This window comes from Hydrocarboniphaga sp., assembly GCF_028291725.1.
In the GTDB taxonomy this organism is placed as follows: Bacteria; Pseudomonadota; Gammaproteobacteria; order Nevskiales; family Nevskiaceae; genus Hydrocarboniphaga.
Map to the genome: position 1 here is coordinate 67,374 of NZ_JAQGNT010000026.1, position 18,508 is coordinate 85,881.

The 18,508-nt window shown below is 61.9% G+C and carries 18 protein-coding genes and 2 tRNA genes; 13 read left to right on the top strand and 7 right to left on the bottom strand.

Features of this window, described 5'->3' with window-relative positions; genetic code table 11:
• The first annotated feature begins 182 nt into the window (after positions 1-182).
• From rpsF to JWQ90_RS07050, 6 genes are all read left to right on the top strand, one after another.
• Positions 183-602 carry a 30S ribosomal protein S6 gene (rpsF, locus tag JWQ90_RS07025; RefSeq protein WP_299691270.1) on the top strand — a complete coding sequence of 140 codons (420 nt, stop codon included), beginning with the start codon at positions 183-185 and terminating at the stop codon, positions 600-602.
• On the top strand, positions 602-877 hold the full coding sequence (rpsR, locus tag JWQ90_RS07030) for a 30S ribosomal protein S18 (protein ID WP_299691273.1): 276 nt from the start codon (positions 602-604) through the stop codon (positions 875-877). Before rpsF ends, rpsR begins: the two co-directional genes overlap by 1 nt.
• A gap of 18 nt (positions 878-895) precedes the next feature.
• Positions 896-1,351, top strand: coding sequence for a 50S ribosomal protein L9 (rplI, locus tag JWQ90_RS07035; protein WP_299691275.1), 456 nt, complete (start codon positions 896-898; stop codon positions 1,349-1,351).
• A gap of 121 nt (positions 1,352-1,472) precedes the next feature.
• On the top strand, positions 1,473-2,825 hold the full coding sequence (gene dnaB / locus JWQ90_RS07040; RefSeq protein ID WP_299691278.1) for a replicative DNA helicase: 1,353 nt from the start codon (positions 1,473-1,475) through the stop codon (positions 2,823-2,825).
• The gene (gene alr / locus JWQ90_RS07045; protein ID WP_299691281.1) at positions 2,822-3,910 is read left to right on the top strand and encodes an alanine racemase; all 1,089 of its coding nucleotides are present in this window, start codon (positions 2,822-2,824) and stop codon (positions 3,908-3,910) included. Before dnaB ends, alr begins: the two co-directional genes overlap by 4 nt.
• 269 nt (positions 3,911-4,179) lie before the next feature.
• Complete coding sequence (locus tag JWQ90_RS07050; protein ID WP_299691283.1) at positions 4,180-4,905, top strand: sugar transferase; 726 nt, start codon at positions 4,180-4,182, stop codon at positions 4,903-4,905.
• A gap of 22 nt (positions 4,906-4,927) precedes the next feature.
• Here JWQ90_RS07050 and JWQ90_RS07055 read toward each other — a convergent pair whose 3' ends face one another.
• Complete coding sequence (locus JWQ90_RS07055; protein WP_299691286.1) at positions 4,928-5,731, bottom strand: Stp1/IreP family PP2C-type Ser/Thr phosphatase; 804 nt, start codon at positions 5,729-5,731, stop codon at positions 4,928-4,930.
• Between the two features lie 119 nt (positions 5,732-5,850).
• Here JWQ90_RS07055 and radA point away from each other — a divergent pair, with 119 nt between their 5' ends.
• Entirely contained in the window at positions 5,851-7,218 is a 1,368-nt protein-coding gene (gene radA, locus JWQ90_RS07060) for a DNA repair protein RadA (protein WP_299691289.1), read from the top strand.
• Positions 7,219-7,289: 71 nt separating this feature from the next.
• Here the strand turns inward: radA and JWQ90_RS07065 are convergent, their stop codons facing one another.
• The 4 genes from JWQ90_RS07065 to JWQ90_RS07080 all read right to left on the bottom strand — a co-directional run bounded on the left by JWQ90_RS07065 (position 7,290) and on the right by JWQ90_RS07080 (position 10,165).
• The gene (locus tag JWQ90_RS07065) at positions 7,290-7,619 is read right to left on the bottom strand and encodes a hypothetical protein (RefSeq protein WP_299691293.1); all 330 of its coding nucleotides are present in this window, start codon (positions 7,617-7,619) and stop codon (positions 7,290-7,292) included.
• A 12-nt stretch (positions 7,620-7,631) separates the two neighbouring features.
• A complete protein-coding gene (locus JWQ90_RS07070; RefSeq protein ID WP_366919457.1) occupies positions 7,632-9,017 on the bottom strand; it encodes a PhoH family protein in 1,386 nt (461 codons plus the stop codon).
• 107 nt (positions 9,018-9,124) lie between these two features.
• Positions 9,125-9,592 (bottom strand): peroxiredoxin, encoded by a 468-nt coding sequence (locus tag JWQ90_RS07075; protein WP_299691299.1) that lies wholly within the window; start codon positions 9,590-9,592, stop codon positions 9,125-9,127.
• 33 nt (positions 9,593-9,625) lie between these two features.
• Entirely contained in the window at positions 9,626-10,165 is a 540-nt protein-coding gene (locus JWQ90_RS07080) for an ACT domain-containing protein (RefSeq protein ID WP_299691302.1), read from the bottom strand.
• Between the two features lie 222 nt (positions 10,166-10,387).
• Between JWQ90_RS07080 and dapA the strand changes: the two genes are divergently transcribed.
• From dapA to JWQ90_RS07095, 3 genes are all read left to right on the top strand, one after another.
• Positions 10,388-11,269, top strand: coding sequence for a 4-hydroxy-tetrahydrodipicolinate synthase (gene dapA, locus JWQ90_RS07085; RefSeq protein ID WP_299691305.1), 882 nt, complete (start codon positions 10,388-10,390; stop codon positions 11,267-11,269).
• Positions 11,266-11,565 (top strand): hypothetical protein, encoded by a 300-nt coding sequence (locus tag JWQ90_RS07090; protein ID WP_299691308.1) that lies wholly within the window; start codon positions 11,266-11,268, stop codon positions 11,563-11,565. The genes dapA and JWQ90_RS07090 overlap by 4 nt, the downstream gene beginning before the upstream one ends.
• Before the next feature lie 86 nt (positions 11,566-11,651).
• Positions 11,652-11,743, top strand: a tRNA-Ser gene (locus tag JWQ90_RS07095).
• 96 nt (positions 11,744-11,839) lie between these two features.
• Here the strand turns inward: JWQ90_RS07095 and JWQ90_RS07100 are convergent.
• Positions 11,840-11,916 (bottom strand) — tRNA-Arg (locus tag JWQ90_RS07100).
• Between the two features lie 281 nt (positions 11,917-12,197).
• Here JWQ90_RS07100 and JWQ90_RS07105 point away from each other — a divergent pair.
• The 3 genes from JWQ90_RS07105 (at position 12,198) to JWQ90_RS07115 (ending at position 17,632) form a co-directional block, all read left to right on the top strand.
• Positions 12,198-12,467, top strand: a complete 270-nt coding sequence (locus JWQ90_RS07105) for a hypothetical protein (protein WP_299691311.1) — start codon at positions 12,198-12,200, stop codon at positions 12,465-12,467.
• Positions 12,468-12,742: 275 nt separating this feature from the next.
• Positions 12,743-15,490, top strand: a complete 2,748-nt coding sequence (locus tag JWQ90_RS07110) for an SLBB domain-containing protein (RefSeq protein ID WP_299691314.1) — start codon at positions 12,743-12,745, stop codon at positions 15,488-15,490.
• A gap of 3 nt (positions 15,491-15,493) precedes the next feature.
• Positions 15,494-17,632 carry a YjbH domain-containing protein gene (locus JWQ90_RS07115; RefSeq protein WP_299691316.1) on the top strand — a complete coding sequence of 713 codons (2,139 nt, stop codon included), beginning with the start codon at positions 15,494-15,496 and terminating at the stop codon, positions 17,630-17,632.
• Between the two features lie 56 nt (positions 17,633-17,688).
• On the opposite strand, the gene JWQ90_RS07120 is transcribed toward JWQ90_RS07115, so the two are convergent.
• The gene (locus JWQ90_RS07120; protein WP_299691319.1) at positions 17,689-18,369 is read right to left on the bottom strand and encodes a YjbF family lipoprotein; all 681 of its coding nucleotides are present in this window, start codon (positions 18,367-18,369) and stop codon (positions 17,689-17,691) included.
• Between the last annotated feature and the right edge of the window lie 139 nt (positions 18,370-18,508).

The following is an 18,508-nucleotide window of genomic DNA, read 5'->3' on the forward strand; positions in this document are numbered from 1 at the left end:
TCGGCGCCGCCCGCTCCGGCGTTGATCCGGCAGCGGCAATCCCTTAAGATGCGCGCCCCTTGCGGCCGGCTTCGGTCGCCAGGCGCTGTCCCACCGCCCCAGAGTTGGTTTTTCGAGCGGGGGACTGTCCCGGCCAGGCTCATATATGTGAACCGGCCGACATCCACAGACAGGAGTTATCCATGCGTCACTACGAAATCGTAGTCATGGTGCACCCGGACCAGAGCGATCAGGTCCCGGCCATGACGGACCGTTACAAGGCAATGGTGGAAGGCGACGGTGGCAAGATCCATCGGTTAGAGGACTGGGGCCGCCGCCAGCTCGCTTACCCGATTGCCAAGCTGCACAAGGCGCACTACGTGCTGCTGAACGTCGAATGCACCGACAAGGCCCTGGCCGAACTCGAGGGCGCGTTCAAGTTCAACGACGCCGTGATCCGCAAGCTGGTGATCCGCAAGGACGCCCCGGAGAGCGTGCAGTCGCCGCTGTTCAAGGCGCCGGAAGAAGACAAGAAGCCGGAATACAAGTCGCGCCGTGACGACGCCGCCGCAGTCGACGCCGATGCGGATTCCGAAGAAGAGACCGCCGAGGAGAACGTCTGATGGCTTTCGAACGCAAAGAGGGTGGCGGCGGCGGTGGCGGTGGTTCCGGCGGCCGGTTCTTCCGTCGCAAGAAGTCGTGCAAGTTCAGCGCCGACAATGCGGCGCCGATCGACTACAAGGATCTGGCGATGCTGAAGGGCTACATCGGCGAGAACGGCAAGATCGTTCCGGCGCGCATCACCGGTACGCGCACGCGTTACCAGCGCCAGCTGGCGGTTGCGATCAAGCAGGCCCGTTTCCTGGCCCTGCTGCCGTACACCGACAAGCACGAATAAGCCCAGGAGATCGCAAACATGAACGTGATTCTGCTGGAACGAGTCAAAAACCTCGGCGACCTCGGCGACACCGTTAGAGTTGCTCCGGGCTACGGCCGCAACTATCTGCTGCCGAAGGGCATTGCACTGCCGGCGACCGATAGCAACCGCAAAGTTTTCGAAACCCGCAAGGCCGAGCTGATCAAGAAGTCGTCGGCGAGCTTCAACGCCGCCAAGCTGCGCGCCGAGAAGATCGGCGGCAAGTCGGTGACGGTGAAGGCGCTGGCTGCCGAAGAAGGCAAGCTGTATGGCTCGGTCGGCCCGGCCGAGATCGTGCGCGCTGCCGAAGCCGCCGGTATCGACGTCGCCAAGGCCGAGCTGGACATGGTCGACGGTCCGATCCGCGCGATCGGCACCTACGACGTCATCGTGCGCCTGCACGGTGAAGTCGAGACCAGCCTGAGCGTCATCGTTGTCGAAGAGAAGGCCGCCTGAGGGCAGCCTTCGGATAGTCTTTATCGAGAGGTCCTCCAGCCTTCTCGGCTAGACTTGACGGCCCGCAGCGATGCGGGCCGTTTTTCGTTTTGGCGCTCTTTTGCGCCGCTCTGTGAGTGCCATGCCGGACCCGAAACAACCGCCGTATTCGATCGAGGCCGAGCAGTCCGTGCTCGGCGGTCTGCTGCTCGACAACCGCGCCTGGAACGAGTTGGCCGACCGCCTCGCCGAGACCGATTTCTACCGCGCCGATCACGGCCTGATCTACCGCGCGATCTGCGATCTGATCGGCGTCAATCGGCCCTGCGATTTCGTCACGCTGTCCGAGCATCTGCGTTCTCAGAACAAGCTGGAAGAGGCGGGCGGACTGGCCTATCTGGGCACGCTGGCCGCGGATACGCCCAGCGCCGCGAACATCGTCGCCTACGCCGATATCGTTCGCGAGCGCTCGATCCTGCGCAGCCTGATTGCGGCCGGGCAGGACATCAGCGATCTGGGCTTTCGGGCCGATGGCCGCGAACCTCAGGTATTGATCGATCTCGCCGAACAGAAGGTGTTCGGCATCCGCGAGCGCGGCATGCGCAGCCAAAGCGGCTATGCGGGAATGCAGCAGATCATGGCGGCGGTATTCGAGCGGATTTCGGAAGTGCGCGACAACCCGGGCGGCTCAGCGGGCCTGGCAACCGGATTCACCGAGTTCGACAACAAGACCAGCGGGCTGGGCGAGGGCGATCTGATGATCCTCGCGGCGCGTCCGTCTATGGGCAAGACCACGCTCGCGGTCAACATCGCCGAGTACGTCGCCTTCGAACGCAAAGAGGCGGTCGCGGTCTTCAGCATGGAAATGTCGGCCGAACAGATCGGCTATCGCGTGATCTCCTCGCGTGGCGGCATCCCGATGCAGAAGCTGCGCAGCGGCGACCTGTCCGACCAGGAAATGGACCAGCTGACGTGGACCATCAACCGTCTGCGCGAGGCGCCGCTGTTCATCGACGAAACCGGTGCCTTGTCGCCGAACGATCTGCGCGCGCGCGCGCGGCGTCTGGCGCAGAAAGAAAAGATCAAGCTGATCGTCGTCGACTACATCCAGCTGATGCAGGTGCCCGGCACCAAGGACAACCGCACCAGCGAAATCAGCGAGATATCGCGTAGTCTGAAAGCCTTGGCCAAGGAACTGAAGCTGCCGATCATCGCGCTGTCGCAGCTGAACCGCGGCGTCGAGCAGCGCGACAATAAGCGTCCGCGCATGTCGGACCTGCGCGAATCCGGCGGCATCGAGCAGGACGCCGATCTGGTGGTCTTCATCTATCGCGACTGGGTCTACAACAAGGCCAGCGACGAGACCCAGGCCGAGATCATCATCGCCAAGCAGCGTAACGGCCCGCTGGGTTCGGTGAACCTGGAATTCCACGGCCAGTACACCCGCTTCGAGAATGCGCGCTCGCCCTACAGCGGTGGCGAGTACCAGGAATGAGTGACCGCGTCATTGCGACCGTCGATCTGGCGGCGATCCGCCACAACCTGCAGCAGGTACGGCGCTTCGCTCCCGGGTCCAGGGTCATGGCGGCCGTCAAGGCGGATGCCTACGGTCATGGTGCGGTGCCGGTCGCGCGTACGCTCGAGGCCGCCGGCGTTGACGCGTTGGCGGTCGCCTGCATCGAAGAGGCGCTGGAGTTGCGCGAAGCGCATGTGCGTGCGCCGATCGCGCTGCTGGAAGGTGTGCTCAGCGCCGAAGAAGCGACGCTGGCTGCTTATGAGCGCCTGCAGATCGTGCTGAACGATTTCTGGCAGATTGATCTGCTCGAGTCGATGCCGCCAAGCGCCAGCCTGCAGATCTGGTTCAAGCTCGACAGCGGCATGCACCGGCTGGGCTTTCCGTTGTCCGCGGTGCCGCGGCTGCAGGCGGTGCTGGAGCGCAACCGTGGCTGGCGCTTCTGCGGCTGGATGACCCATCTGGCCTGCGCCGATGAGCCCGACAGCCCGATGACGCTGAACCAGATCGGGGCCTTTGACGCGGCGCTGGTTGATCGGTCTGGCGCGCGGTCCATCGGCAATTCGGCCGGTATTCTGGGGTGGCCGCAGGCGCGTCGCGAATGGGTGCGGCCCGGCTTGGTCCTGTACGGAGCCAGCCCCTTGCCCGGCCGTGTAGGACCTCAACTCGGCCTGAAGCCCGCGCTGACATTGACCAGCCGGCTGATCGCGCGTCGCGACTATCCGGAGGGAAGCAGCATCGGCTATGGCGGCGGCTATGCGTGCCCGGAGGCAATGCCGATCGGCGTCGCGGCGGTGGGCTATGCAGACGGAATCCATCGCAGCCTGGCGTGCGGCGCGCCGGTCCTGATCGGAGGCCGTCGCGCGCCGTTGGCAGGCCGGGTTTCGATGGACATGATCACGCTGGATCTGCGGCCGGCGCCGGAAGCCCGGGTCGGAGACGAGGTCTTGCTTTGGGGGGAGGGCTTGCCGGCCGAAGAGGTCGCTGCGCACGCCGGTACTCTTGCCTACGAGCTTTTCTGTGGTCTGACCAACCGGGTCAGATTCCGGTACATAAACGTTACATAAACGGTTTTGTCAGGGCTTAGACATTTCGATGAATTTGATCGTTAAGGTGACGCACAGCTCATTTCTGCTGATGTATCGCCTCTTCACAAGTTCCATTACCTACTGAAAACGTTTATAAAGACCTTGTCACATTCTTTTGCTGCAATGCAGTGCCGATTTGATCGACGAGCGACCCGCTAATTGGGTTCGGGCGCGATTGTTGTTGGTGGCATCGCTTAAAAATGCGTCGCGACTAGCGATGCCCTATTCCGAGCAAGGGTATTTCAAGAATGGCAGAAGCCGACTTTGACGGCGAGCTGGCCCTCCCATTGGCAGCTGCGTCTGATGAAGCCTGGATTCACGATGCCCGCGAATGGGGACGGACTGACCGTCTGCCATCACGCGGGCTGCACGACCGGTTCAAGCGCAGCTTCGATTGGCTCGGATCTCTGATCCTGGCGCTGGTTTTTGCGCCGATCATCCTATGCATCGTGCTGGCAGTGCGTCGCAGCGGTGGGCCGGTGTTTTTCCCACATGAGCGCGTCGGCCTCAATGGCCGCAGCTTTCGTTGCTACAAGTTCCGGACGATGGTCCCGAACGCCGATGAGCGGCTCGAAGAGCTTTTGAATTCGGACGACGCCCTGGCGGCGGAATGGCAAGAGATTCGCAAGCTCCGCAACGATCCGCGTGTCACCCCGATCGGGCGCTTCCTTCGGAAGACCAGTCTGGACGAGTTGCCACAGATCTGGAACGTACTGCGCGGGGATATGAGCCTGGTGGGGCCGCGCCCGATCGTGCGTGACGAATTGCGTCTCTACGGCCGCAATCTGGGTATCTATCTTGGTTCAAAACCCGGTCTGACTGGCCTGTGGCAGGTGACCGGTCGCAGCGACGCCTGCTACCGTCGCCGGGTAGCAATGGACGTCTACTACTCGCGCAACAAGAGCCTTTTGCTGGATTTTTCCATTCTGTTGAAGACGGTCAAAGTAGTGCTGACCGGCAGCGGCGCTTACTGACCGACCGCTGCGGTTTTTCGGTCTAGCCCGCCTGCCACCATTTGCGCAGGCGGCCGCTCCAACTTCCGGAACCTTCTATCTGATCGACGCGGGCCAGTGCGACCGACACGTTGTCGCGGCCGCCGGCGGTCAGAGCGGCTTCGATCAGGGCTCTTGCGATCGACTGCAACTCGACCCTGGGCGAGCCCAGAATCACGGCAATGGCCGAGTCGTCCAGCATGTCGGTCAAACCGTCGGAACACAGCAGCAGCAGGTCTCCTATTTCGAGTCGATCGTCGATCAGATCGACGCTGATGTCTTCCTCGACTCCCAGTGCCCGCGTGACGATGTTCTTGCGTACGAGCCGATTGGCGTCCTCGCGCGTGTAGTGTCCGCGGGCGATTAGTTCCTCCAGCAATGAATGGTCCTGCGTCAGCTGGTTCAGCGCCCGCTGGCGCCAGCGGTATACCCGCGAGTCGCCGACATGAGCGATCGCCAGCTGATCTCTATTCAACACGCAGGCGATCGCGGTCGTGCCCATGCCGGCGCATTCGGGATCGGCCGCTGCCCGTGCGCGAATGCGTTCGTGCGCCGTCTGCACGGCTGACTTCAGTAGATTCGCGACCTCTGCCGGATTCTCTGTGCCGTTCCAATCGCGTCTGACGATCTCGACAACGGTCGTCGTCGCGATCGCGCTGGCGACTTCGCCGGCGTTGTAACCACCCATTCCATCGGCCAGCACTAGCAGGCCCAGCTCGCGATCTTCGGCCAGGGAGTCCTCGTTGTTGGTCCTGACCCGGCCGACATTGGTGGCGAGGCAGGTGGCCACCTTATTGTGCAATCCCATGCGGGGAGTCTATTAGCAGCGCGCGCGTAGCGACAGGGGAGCGCCTGTATCAACCAGGACTCGACTCACAGTCACTGCTTCTCGAGCATCGCTGACGGCGAGCCTTCATACTGCTGCGCATGGCAAAACTAGCAAATAAACGGCTGATTCGTTACGTCTGCCAGACCTGTGGCGCAGAGGCGCCGAAATGGGCGGGCCAGTGCGCCGACTGCGGCGCCTGGAACACTTTGGTCGAGACTGTGGGCGACCATGCGACGCCGGACCGGCGCGCCGCGATTGCCGGCGAAACCCGGATCGAGCGGCTGCACGAAGTCGAGACCGAAGACGCGCCGCGCGTCGCCTCCGGGCTGCCGGAAATGGATCGCGTACTCGGCGGCGGCATCGTCCCCGGCGCCGTGATTCTGATCGGCGGCGATCCGGGTATCGGCAAATCCACGTTGCTGTTGCAGGTGCTCGCCGCGCTCGAAGGGCGGCTCGACACGCTGTATGTGACCGGCGAAGAATCCTTGTCGCAGGTGCGCCTGCGCGCCAGCCGGCTCGGCTTGCCTCGCCTGGATCTGCCGGTACTGGCCGAAACCGGCGTCGAACGCATCCTGGATCAGCTGACTCGTCACAAACCCGGGCTGGTGGTGATCGATTCGATCCAGACGCTGTATACCGATGCGCTGGATTCGGCGCCGGGTTCGGTATCCCAGCTGCGCGAATGCGCGGCGCGCCTGGTGCGGCATGCCAAGGCCAGCGGCACTGCGGTGATCCTGGTCGGCCATGTGACCAAGGAGGGCGCGATCGCGGGCCCCCGTGTGCTCGAGCACATGGTCGATACGGTGTTGTATTTCGAGCACGACGCCGGCAGCCGGTTCCGGATCGTGCGCGCGGTGAAAAATCGCTTCGGCGCGGTCAACGAGCTCGGTGTGTTCGCGATGACCGACGCAGGCCTCAAGGAGGTCAGCAATCCCTCGGCGCTGTTCCTGTCGCGGCACGATCAGCCGGTTCCCGGCAGCGTGATCACGGTGACGCGCCAGGGCAGCCGGCCGCTGCTGGTCGAAGTACAGGCGCTGGTTGATGCCAGCCTTGGCGGCAGTCCGCGGCGAGTCACCCTGGGTCTGGAGAGCAATCGGCTCAATATGCTGCTGGCGGTGCTGCATCGCCATGGCGGCATCTCGCTGGCGGATCAGGATGTTTTCGCCAACGTCGTCGGCGGCATGCGCATCCAGGAGCCGGCAGCGGATCTGCCGCTGCTGCTCGCGGCGCTGTCGAGTTTCCGCGGCAAGCCGGTCGCAAACAACACGGTGGTGTTCGGTGAAGTCGGGCTGGCGGGCGAAATCCGGCCGGTGCAGAACGGCGAGGAGCGCTTGCAGGAAGCGGCCAAGCATGGTTTCAAGCGCGCGATCATTCCGGAATCCAACCGGCCGCGCAAAGCGGCCAAGCTCGACATCGAGATCGTCGCGGTCGCGCGTATCGATCAGGCCTTGATCGAGGCACTGTAGGACCGATCGCGAACCGCGCCATTGGCATCAGCAAAAACGCGGCGACATCGCAGCCGCCGCGTTTCATCACCTCAAAGCAGGCCGGCGACCGCCGCAGGCAGCTTGAACTGCTTGTCTGCCAGCCGATGATTCAAGGCAACGCCGATCCATTCACGCGTGCACGAGAACGACTTCAAGCGAATGAAGCGCTCGTCGCCGACGCGCTCCAGTTCGTAGCGCTCCACGGCGAGATCGATCGGCTCTTTCTCGCCCTTGAGCATCACCCTGAGTTGCACCCGGCTGTTGGCGGTGTCGACCTGGCATTCCTGCACTTCGCCGAACTTCGACAGACGTTCATTGACGAAGCTCTTCAGGAATAGCGCGATCGCGCCGTCCTTCATGCCCTTGAGTTTGCTCAGCATGCCAGTGCCGGCTCAGAGCACTTCGGATGCATACGCCGCCAGGCGCGAACGCTCGCCGCGAGCCAGCGTGACATGGCCGCCGTGCGCCCAGCCGCGGAAGCGGTCGACGACATAGGTCAGGCCCGATGTGGTTTCGGACAGGTAGGGCGTATCGATCTGGCCAAGGTTCCCCAGGCAGATCATTTTCGACCCCGGGCCGCAGCGCGTGATCAGTGTCTTCATCTGCTTGCTGGTCAGGTTCTGCGCCTCGTCGATGATGATCAGGCGATTCAGGAAGGTGCGGCCGCGCATGAAGTTGATCGAGCGCACCTTGATGCGCTTCGACAACAGGTCATTGGTCGCCGCGCGCTCCCAGTCGCCGGCGCTGCTGGTCTGGGTCAGCACTTCGAGATTGTCCATCAGCGCGCCCATCCAGGGCGTCATCTTTTCTTCCTCGGTGCCGGGCAGGAAGCCGATGTCGTCGCCCAGCGGTACGGTCACCCGGGTCATGATGATCTCGCGGTAGCGCGACTCGTCCAGTACCTGTGCCAGGCCGGCTGCGAGCGTCAGCAGAGTCTTGCCGGTGCCGGCAGTGCCGAGCAGCGTGACGAAATCGATCTCCGGGTCGAGCAGCAGATTGAGCGCGAAATTCTGCTCGCGATTCTTCGCGTGGATGCCCCATACCGGCGTTTTGCCACTGCGGTAATCACGTATCACGCGCAGCTTGGCGGTATCGCCCTCGATGGCTTGCACCATCAGCTCGAGGCCGCGCTCGTTCTCGTCGGGCATGAACAGGAACTGGTTGATGTGCCAGTCCTTGACCCCAGGCCCCCGCAGCTTGTAGCAGGCGCGGCCACGCTCGTCCTGCCAGCTCTCCATCTTGTCGCCATGCGTCTGCCAGAAATCATCCGACAACTGCGTGTAGCCGCTCGGTAACAGATCCAGATCGTCGAGGACCTGGTCGTTGTGATAATCCTCGGTGTGGACGCCGACGATCGCGGCTTTCAGCCGCAGATTGATGTCCTTGCTGACCAGCGTGACCTTGCGGCCGGGTTGCTGACCCTGAAGCGACAGTGCCGTCAGCAGGATGCTGTTGTCGGGTTTGTTGCCGGGAAGAATGCCGGGCAGCGAGGTCGCCGTCGGCTGCGTCTGGAAAAACAATTTGCCGCTGGCGGGTTCGCCGTGGCGGCCGCCGTTGGGGCCGTTGTGCCTTTGGATGCCGGTCGGGATCGACAGGCCTCTCTCGATTTGCGCGTGGTCCTTGTCGGCGACCAGGGTGTCCAGCAGGCGGCTGACCTGGCGAGCGGTGCGGGCCGTATCGGTCGTGCCTTTTTTCAAGCCATCCAGTTCTTCCAGTACCACCATCGGTATGAACAGGTCGTGTTCCTCGAAGCGGAACAGGCTGCTCGGGTCGTGCATCAGCACGTTGGTATCGAGAACGAAGATTTTTTTCTTCACGGGGTCCTATAGGAGGATGGAGAACTGCGGCGGCGGACCGCCGGAAGTACCGCGCGACACGGGTTGCCTCAGACTGCTTTCACCGCTTCAAGCACCATTTCCGCATGGCCCTTGACCTTGACGCTACGCCACTGGTTCACCAGCTTGCCCTTGGCATCGAACAGCCAGGTGCTGCGATCGATGCCCATATACTTGCGGCCGTAGAGTGTCTTCTCGACGATGGTGCCGAACGCCGTGCACAGCGCCTCGTCGGTATCCGCGATCAGCGCGAACGGGAAGCCGAATTTGGCGCAGAAATTATCGTGCGAACGCACGCTGTCTTTGGAAACGCCGACGATGTCGGCGCCCGCTTTCGTGAACTCGGGATAGAGCCGCGCAAAGTCCTGGCCCTCGAGCGTACAGCCTGGCGTGTTGTCCTTGGGATAGAAGTACACGACGAGCTTTTTGCCCTTGAACTCCTTTTTGATGCTGATGGTGCGGCCGCCGTTGGCGGGCAGATTCAGGTCGGGAAGGGAGTCGCCGGGGCTGATGCTCATTGGCTGTTTGTTTTTAACTCTTCAGATCTAGGATCAGGTTTTGATCGGGTCCAGCATGCCGTCGGCGTTGAGGTCGTCGCACAGGTCCATGAACGACTCGCGCAGCGCCTGCGGGTGCTGATTCACCGGCACGTGTAGCACCATCTGGACGCTGCACATCTCGGCGCCGGTGTAGTTGGAGGCGTATTTCTGCGTCGAGATCTCGGCGACCTCGACGTCCTGGCTGTTGAAGAACTCCAGCAGATGCACCAGCAGATCGGGCTGCTGAGGCGCGATCACGTCGGCGGCATAGGGCCGGAATTCCGGATTCTGTTCGCGCGGCCCGCAGCGCTCGAAGCGCACCTGGAGGTCGAGTTTCTGGGCAATGCCGGGGAGCGCGGTTTCCAGTCGTCCGAGTGCGCTCCAGTTGCCGGAAACCACCAGGTTGGCGGCCAGCCGGTCGCCGATCGGCGCGATGCGGCAATCTTCGACCTCACAGCCCCGTTCACGGATGGCGCGGAACAGCTCGAGCGGGATATTGGCGCGGGCCCGGGCGAGAACGGAAATGGAAAGCAGGCTGTCTTGGGCGGACATCGTGTCGCTATCAGAATGGATGAACGAGTTTAGGCAGCGGACCCATAAAAGTCGAACCGGTAGTCGAACCTGTTTTAGTGGCCGTGGTCACAGTTGCCATACGGGTCCGGGAGGGCGCGGCTGCTGGTTCGCCAGGACGCGTCTACGGGTATACTCGCGCGCTTTTCCGGGCCCGTTCCGGCCCGCTGTTTCCTCCCACCTAACCGACATCCGCGCTTTCCCATGATCAAGGGCAGTCTTGTTGCATTGGTGACGCCGATGGATGCGTCCGGCGCTGTCGACTTCGTGAGTCTGGACGCGCTAGTCGACTGGCATATTGCCGAAGGCACCGACGCGATCGTGGCCGTCGGCACCACCGGGGAGTCGGCGACGCTGGACGTCGACGAACATATAGGCGTGATCCGCCGGGTCGTCGCGCGCGCCGCTGGCCGCGTCCCGGTCATCGCCGGCACCGGCGCCAACTCCACGACCGAGGCGATCGAGCTGACTACGGCCGCCAAGGCCGGCGGCGCCGATGGCGCGCTACTGGTCACGCCGTACTACAACAAGCCGCCCCAGGAGGGCCTGTACCGCCATTACCGCAAGATCGCGGAGACCGTCGACCTGCCGCTGATCCTGTACAACGTGCCCGGCCGTACCGGCTGCGACATGCTGCCGGCGACCGTTGCCCGCTTGTCCGGAGTTCCCGGCATCGTCGGCCTGAAGGAAGCCAAGGGCGACATGGCGCGGACGCGTGATCTGCTCGCGCTGAAGCTGCCGGCAGGCTTTGCACTGTATTCGGGTGACGACGCCACGGCTTGCGAATCGATCCTGCTCGGCTTTCACGGCGACATCTCGGTCACCGCGAACGTCGCACCCGGCCTGATGCACGAACTGTGTATCGCGGCACTGGCCGGCGATGCCGCCCGCGCGACCGAGATCGATGCGCGGCTGGCGCCACTGCATCGCGATCTGTTCGTCGAACCCAACCCCATTCCCGTCAAGTGGGCGCTGCAGCAGATGGGCCGCATTCCGGCCGGTATCCGTCTGCCGCTGGTGCCGCTCGATGCATCCTTCCACGATATTGTCGGAGCCGCCTTGACTGCGGCTGGAGTCCATACATGAGGTCCTTTCCCGCCCTGCTGATCCTTGCAGCGGCCTCGATGCTGGGCGGCTGCGCCGCGAATCATTACTGCCTGGCCGATCAGAAGTACGAGCACGCCGAAAATCGCCCGCCGCTGACGCCGGTCGAAGGGCTCAGCCTGCCGGACTCGGCCACCGCGCTGCGAATTCCGCCGCCGCCGGTTGCAACCGTCCCGTTTGGTGTCCGCAACGAAGCTGGTGAAGGGGTTTGCCTGGACAAGCCGCCACCGATGCCGGCACCGGCAGCGGCGCCTGCGGCCGCGCCTTCGAAGACCTGAGCAGAAGCTGAAAATAACAAGCCAGATGACTCAAGGGGCCGGTATAATCCCGGCCCTCGCGGTAATGCCTGTCTCGTTTTGCCTGCGGAGAGATGTCCGAGTGGTTTAAGGAGCACGCCTGGAAAGCGTGTATACGGGTCAAACCGTATCGAGGGTTCGAATCCCTCTCTCTCCGCCAATTTCCAGTGTGCCTGCCAGCCTGATGGCCTCGCACAGCCTGATTTCCCCCGGGTCGATCGCGCTCGTACCGGTCGTTCTCACGGCGATTTTACTCTGGCGCGCCCGGCAGGATTCGAACCTGCGACCACTCGCTTAGAAGGCGAGTGCTCTATCCAACTGAGCTACGGGCGCGTGGCGCAATGTTAAGGCAAACGGCGTCGATCAGCCCCCTGCTGGAAGTGCCAGCGTAGAAAAAGCTCGGATTGTCGATGGCGCAACGATTATAGAGTGCCGGACCGCGAATTTTTCCTGCGGGCACACTCTGCAAGCCGATTGTGTTCAGCCTGGCCTAAGCATAGGAAGTCGTTACTTCTGTTCAGGAAACAAGGGTTGGCAATTGGTCCTGCTTTGAGTAGAGTGCTTCAAGGATCAACCTGATTTGCGCGCGACCGTTCGAAATATTGGAGATTGGCATGAAGAAGTTTTTGGCTATTGCGGTACTGGGAATGCTCGCCAATGGAACGGCGTTCGCGGCTGAGCAGGGCACCACCGGTTCTCCCGGCGGCGGCGCTGAAGACGGCACCAATGTTGGCCTGACCGTCGGTATCGCGGCCGCTACGGCGGCGGTGATTGGGGTTGTGGTCAACGCGGCAGCTGGCGACGACGCGTCGGATTCGTCGACCTCTACTTCCACCAGCACCTCTACCAGTACGTCTACCAGCACCGCAACCGCTACCCACTAAGAGCGGACACGGGGCTTATAGCTCCGAGCTGATTAAAAAAGGCCAGCGTTATGCTGGCCTTTTTTCTGTTTTAGAATCGCGCGGATCTCGTTCGGGCACCTGTACAAGCTTGCCGGATACTGACGACCCGCCGAAATCTACGTTCGTTGTTGCTTAGCTCCGGGGATTACCGCATGAGAGCTGTTGTTCGCTCGCTCTGTCGCCTGCACTGCGTCTTGCTGTTCGTGACTGTCAGCAACGCATGGGCACAAAGTTCACTGATCGATCCTTCTGTTTTGTCGCAACTCAGCCCGGAAGATAAACAGCAGCTGCTCAATGGCCTCGGCAATGGCGCTTCCAGCAGCACCAACAACCAGGACCAGACGCTGCAGAATCCGCAGATCCTGCGCTCGAATTCGAGCCGAGACGAGGCCTATCCGTCTGGCGATCAAAACGGCTACGACGTCTACGACTATCCCTTGAGCGGTAACGACAGGCGTCGTGGATCGCAGTATCAGAGCCGCGATACCAACGATCAGGACCAGGACGGTACCTTCGCCAATCCGCGAAAGCAGTCAGACTTGGACGGTCGCTCAACAAACTCCCGGAATCAGAGGCAGCAGGATTCGCGGGCGGATCGTCTGGATGGGTCCGGGAAGGGTGAGCCGGAGCGATCGTTCAATCAGCGCCAGACCGGAGCGCCGTACAAGAAGGCGCGCCCGTTCGGCTACGAGTTGTTCTCCGGTGTGCCGAATACTTTCGCTCCGGCTACGGACATCCCGGTACCCGGCGACTACGTGATCGGCCCGGGAGACAACATCCGGATCCAGCTGTTCGGGAACCAGAACGAGACCTTTACACTGCTGGTTTCACGCGACGGTACCGTCAATTTCCCGAAACTCGGGCCGATCAGCACCAACGGGCTGCGCTTCGACGAACTGCAGGCTTTGCTCGAAGGTCGGGTCAGCAAGGAAATGATAGGTACTACGGCGAGCGTCACGCTGGGTCGCCTTCGCTCGATGCGTGTTTTCGTGCTCGGCGACGTGAAGCGTCCCGGTTCTTACACAGTGTCTTCGCTGTCGACGATGACTCACGCCTTGTTTGTCAGTGGCGGCGTCAGCCCGGTGGGTTCGCTGCGTCGGGTTCAGCTCAAGCGGGCGGGGCAGGTCGTACAGACGCTCGATCTCTATCGCTTTTTGCTGGGCGGTGATTCCAGCAATGATGTTCGTCTTCAACCAGGCGACGTGGTTTTCGTGCCGCCGGTTGCAGCCAGGGTCACCGTGGAAGGTGAAGTAAAACGCCCCGCGATCTATGAATTGAGTGGCGAGCGCTCGCTGGCCGATGTCGTGGCGCTGGCGGGCGGGCGGCTGGCTTCCAGCGATCAGACTTCGGTCGAGGTCGAGCGCGTAACGCCGTCCGCCGAACGCCAGATGCTGAACTTTGACATTGCCAAGGCCTCGGATCTGGCGGCTCCGATTCACGACGGCGACGTCGTGCGGGTACGCAAGATCGCCAGGCAGATTTCCAACGAGATTCGGGTTACCGGCTACGTCAAGTATCCTGGCAGCTATCCGTGGACCGAGAGCCGTAACCTCGGTTCGGTGCTCGAACTCGCTGGAGTGCGGGAATCGGATATCCAGGCCGAGGTTTATCTCCCGCTGGGCGCCATCGAGCGCACCAACAAGCAAACCGGTATCCGCGAGTTCGTTTCGTTCAATGTGTCGAATGTAATGAATTCGACCGGTACGCCGGTGGTTCTCGAGCCGAACGACGTCGTCATCGTGTTCGGGCGCGAGGACATCGCGTATCTGAGTTCGCGTGACGTCGAATCCACGCTGGAGGGCAAACCGGTCGCTGCCGCAAAAACCTGTGCAGGCCTGGTGGAGTTGCAGCGGATCGTCAACAGCCAGAGGGCGGTGCGCTTCCTTCGCGCGCTGTCATCCGAAAGTCTGCGTCTGCGAAAAATGGCACGCGCTCGTGTCGAGTGCCCGGAAATTTTCGAGGAAGTGCCTCGGGCGCTGCCGTATCTGCTGGACAAGAGCGTCGGTGTCTATGGCGAAGTGACACGCCCCGGCGTCTATCCGGTTGCAGATGGAACCAACTTCGAATTGCTGATGCAGGCGGTTGCCGGCCCGACCAGCGAGAGCGATCCGCGGAACGTGGAATACGTTTCGTACACGGATGCACTGTCCAATGGCAAGGCCAGATACGAAACACTCGATTTGGCGCAGGCATCGACAGCGCAGCATGTAATCGCAGCGGGCGACGTTTTCAACTTTCGCGCGGTCTATCTCGACCAGGAAATCGGCTCCGTGCGCCTGATCGGCGAAGTACGCTTCCCTGGGACTTACAGCGTCATGCGCGGCGAAACCATGTCGCAGATCGTCGCGCGGGCGGGCGGCTTGACCGACAACGCCTATCCTTACGGCGCGGTTTTCACGCGCGAAAGCGCGCGCAACGCCGAAGAGGCTTCCTACAAGCGAGCGGCAAACGAGTTGCAGGAAGCGGTGGTCACCGTGGTCACCAGTGGCACCTTGAACGGTGATGTCTCATCGACCGCCGCTTTTCTCGACGGCGTCATCAAGCGGTTGCAGAGCGCCAAGGCGGCAGGACGTGTGGTCGTACAGGCCGACCCGGCCGTGCTCCGTCTGCGGCCGGAGCAGGATGTGCTGATGGAGGCGGGTGACGCGCTGTTGATTCCGAAGCGACCGTCTTCGGTCAGTGTTGCCGGGCAGGTTTTGAATCCGGGTTCGCAGATCTTCGTGCCCGGCAACGCGGCCCAGGATTACATCGAGCACGCTGGCGGTATCGGCCAGGCCGCGGACAGGAAGCGCGCCTTCATCGTGTTCCCGAACGGCGAGGCCAAACCGCTCAAGCTCAGTGCCTGGAACTTTGAAAAGCAGGACGTACCACCGGGCAGCCTGATCATCGTTCCGCGTAATGCGGCGCCCTTGAACCGGCTGTTGCTGTCCGAGCGCCTGCTCAGCATCTTCTCCAGCCTTGCGATTTCAGCGGCCGCCCTGGTCACGATCGGAAACAACTAGCCCTTGAAGATTTCCAAATGGGCTGGGTTGCTGATGGTCGGCACTTTGGTGGTCTGGGCGGTCAGCTCGGACGCCACTGAAGACTATTCGTCGAGTGATTTCGGCACGGTCGGTCTGTTGCAGACGCCGACCGCGCGGATGTCGGACGATGGGGAGTTCAAGGCAGGAATATCGCTGGTTTCGCCGTACAACCAGCTTTTGCTCGGTGTGCAGCTATTGCCATGGCTCGAAACGCAGCTGCGTTACGTAGAGATCAGCAATCGGCTATATGGACCGGAAGACTTCAGCGGCGATCAGACCTACAAAGATCGCGGCGTGGATTTCAAGCTCCGGCTGATAGAGGAGGGTGAGTATCTACCCGCCATTTCGCTCGGCATAGTTGATATTGGCGGCACCGGGCTTTTCTCGAGTGAATATCTGGTCGCAAGCCGCCGATACCACAACCTCGATTTCAGTTTTGGACTTGGCTGGGGCCGTCTGGGCTCACGTGGGGGCTTGCACAATCCGTTTCGATTGCTATCCGGTAGGTTCGAAGATCGTCCGAACGACGGAGCCGGTGGTATCTCCGTCAACCGTTTTTTCAGCGGTGCCGAGATATCACCGTTTGGAGGAATCCAATGGCAGACGCCGATCGACGGTGTCAGCTTGAAGCTGGAATATGATGGTAACGATTATCAGTCTGAAGTCTTCAACAACCGCCAGGATGTGCACTTTCCTCTGAACGCGGCCGTCAACTGGCGAGTCTGGGACTCGGTTGATTTATCCGCCGGCGTCGAGCGTGGCGATACGGCCATGCTGCGCCTGTCGGCCTTCACCAACTTTGTCCGCAATCGCGGCCCCGCGAAGGTATTCGATCCTCCTCCAACCCCGGCGTATCTGGGGGAAGCGAAAGCCAAGGGCGAGCCGATCCAGAAGGCGGCGGTGATCGATACCGCAACGGTCGAGAGCATCCGCTCGGAGTTGAAGCGCCAGCAGATCAACTTGGTCGCGCTCGATGCCGATCCGGCGAAAGCGGATATCACGGTGTGGATGACGCAGTCCTTCGCGCGCGATCCGCATCGGGTCATCGGCCGGGTCGGGCAGACTCTGGCGACGATGGCGCCAGACGAATATCAATCCTTTACCGTCGTCAACGTCTCCGGCAAGGATGAGACCTACCGGGTGACGCTGCTGCGCAAGCAGTTGCAGGACTTCGTCGATTTCAAAGGCAGTGCGGAAGAGGTGCGCGCCAGCGCGCTGCTCGACCTGCCACGCGAGGACGCCTATCAAGACGCACAGTACAAGGACTTGGTGCCGTACCCGAACTTTTCCTGGGGCATGGGTCCTGCGCTCAGGCAGCACGTCGGCGGTCCGGACGACTTCTACTTCGGCCAGCTGTGGTGGCGTACCAATGCATCGCTCGCGCTGTCGGAGCAGTGGTCGTTTGCAAGTTCGGTCGGCGTCAATATCTACAACAACTTCGATGGACTGAAGGTTCGCGACACCAGTTCGCTGCCGCATGTCCGCAGCGACATCGTCCAGTACCTGAAACAAGGCGAGAACAATTTGGTGAAGCTGGAGACCAACTATATCTGGTCGCCGGCGACCGATTGGAAGGCGCGGTTTTCGGCTGGCATTTTTGAAGAAATGTACGGTGGCGTCGCGGGTGAAATTCTGTACAGCAAGCCGTATTCGCCGTGGGCGATCGGCCTGGACGCGAACTGGGTGCGCAAGCGCGATTTCGATCAGCGCTTCGGCTTCCAGGATTACAGCGTGGTCACCGGCCATTTGACGGGTTACTTCGATTTGCCGTTCTACGATCTGCATCTGAATGTCAGCGTCGGCCGTTATCTGGCGCGTGATGTCGGCAGCACCGTCGAATTGTCCAGGCAGTTTGCCAGCGGTGTCGTGGTCGGTGCGTTTGCGACCAGGACCGACGTTTCGGCAGCAGATTTTGGAGAAGGCAAGTTCGATAAGGGTTTCTTCCTCTACCTGCCGCTGGATATCTTCTTCCCACGTTCGACCCGGCGCGGGGCCAGCCTGGCTTTCCGTCCGCTGACGCGCGACGGTGGCCAGAAAGTCCGGGATGGTGTCAGTCTCTACGGGCTCAACGAAGCCGGGCGTTTCGACCCCGATTCGGAATGGTTCGACGTATTGAAGTGAGCTTTGCTCGTCTCGGCCGGCATCAGGTTTTCGCAATCAAGGCCGGTTCGTTGTGTTCAAGCCGGCCGCTTCAATACTTCGAGCTCGATCGGGGCCATGTCCGGCGAGATGTGTTGCAGGCTGCGCCACGCCATCGGGCTGCGTTTGCTCAGCCAGTAGCGATTCGGATGCCGCCATTTGCGGTCGCTCGATTCCATGTCTTCGCGGATGCGCAGCGTGTCGAAAGACTGATCGAGAATGCTGATGCTCTCGTCGCCCTCGACGGTGAATTTCGATTGCACCGGAATACCGAACGCCGCACCGATGTCGATGCTGCGACGGAGCATCCCGCTGGGCGCTGCCGGCGCCGCGAAATTGTATTGTTCGAGCAGATCCGGTCCGAACAGTACGCAGCCCGAAAGATCGGTCGGCAGGCCGACGGTCTTGACGATGCGCCCGTGACGGGTCACGAGCATGATCCGGTTGGCGGAGAGCCACTGCAGGTCATCGCCGCTCTTTTCTGCCAGGACCATGATGCCCCGCGAGCCATTCCCGATGCGGACTCCCAGTTGGGCATAGGGCGCCGCTTCGACTTGCGCCCGGCTGCGTGGGTACGCCGAGCCTGATGGGCCGACCAGCGAGAAACTGTCCTTGACCAGTTGCAGGCTCGGCGTCTGACTGCATCCGGCCACGGCGGCGGTGCCCGCCGCGACAAGAAAACTCCGCCGCGTCAACGGGGACGATCGGGTGATCTCCATGAAGGGATGTGATCCTCAATTTTATGCGCAATGCGATTGCGGGCTCAGCAAGTGTGTGCGGCGGCCCCCACAGCATCGCTTGTTTACGTTCTAGACGAATAGTAGCCGGGTCTGGCCAAGCCTCCATCGCCCTCGCTAC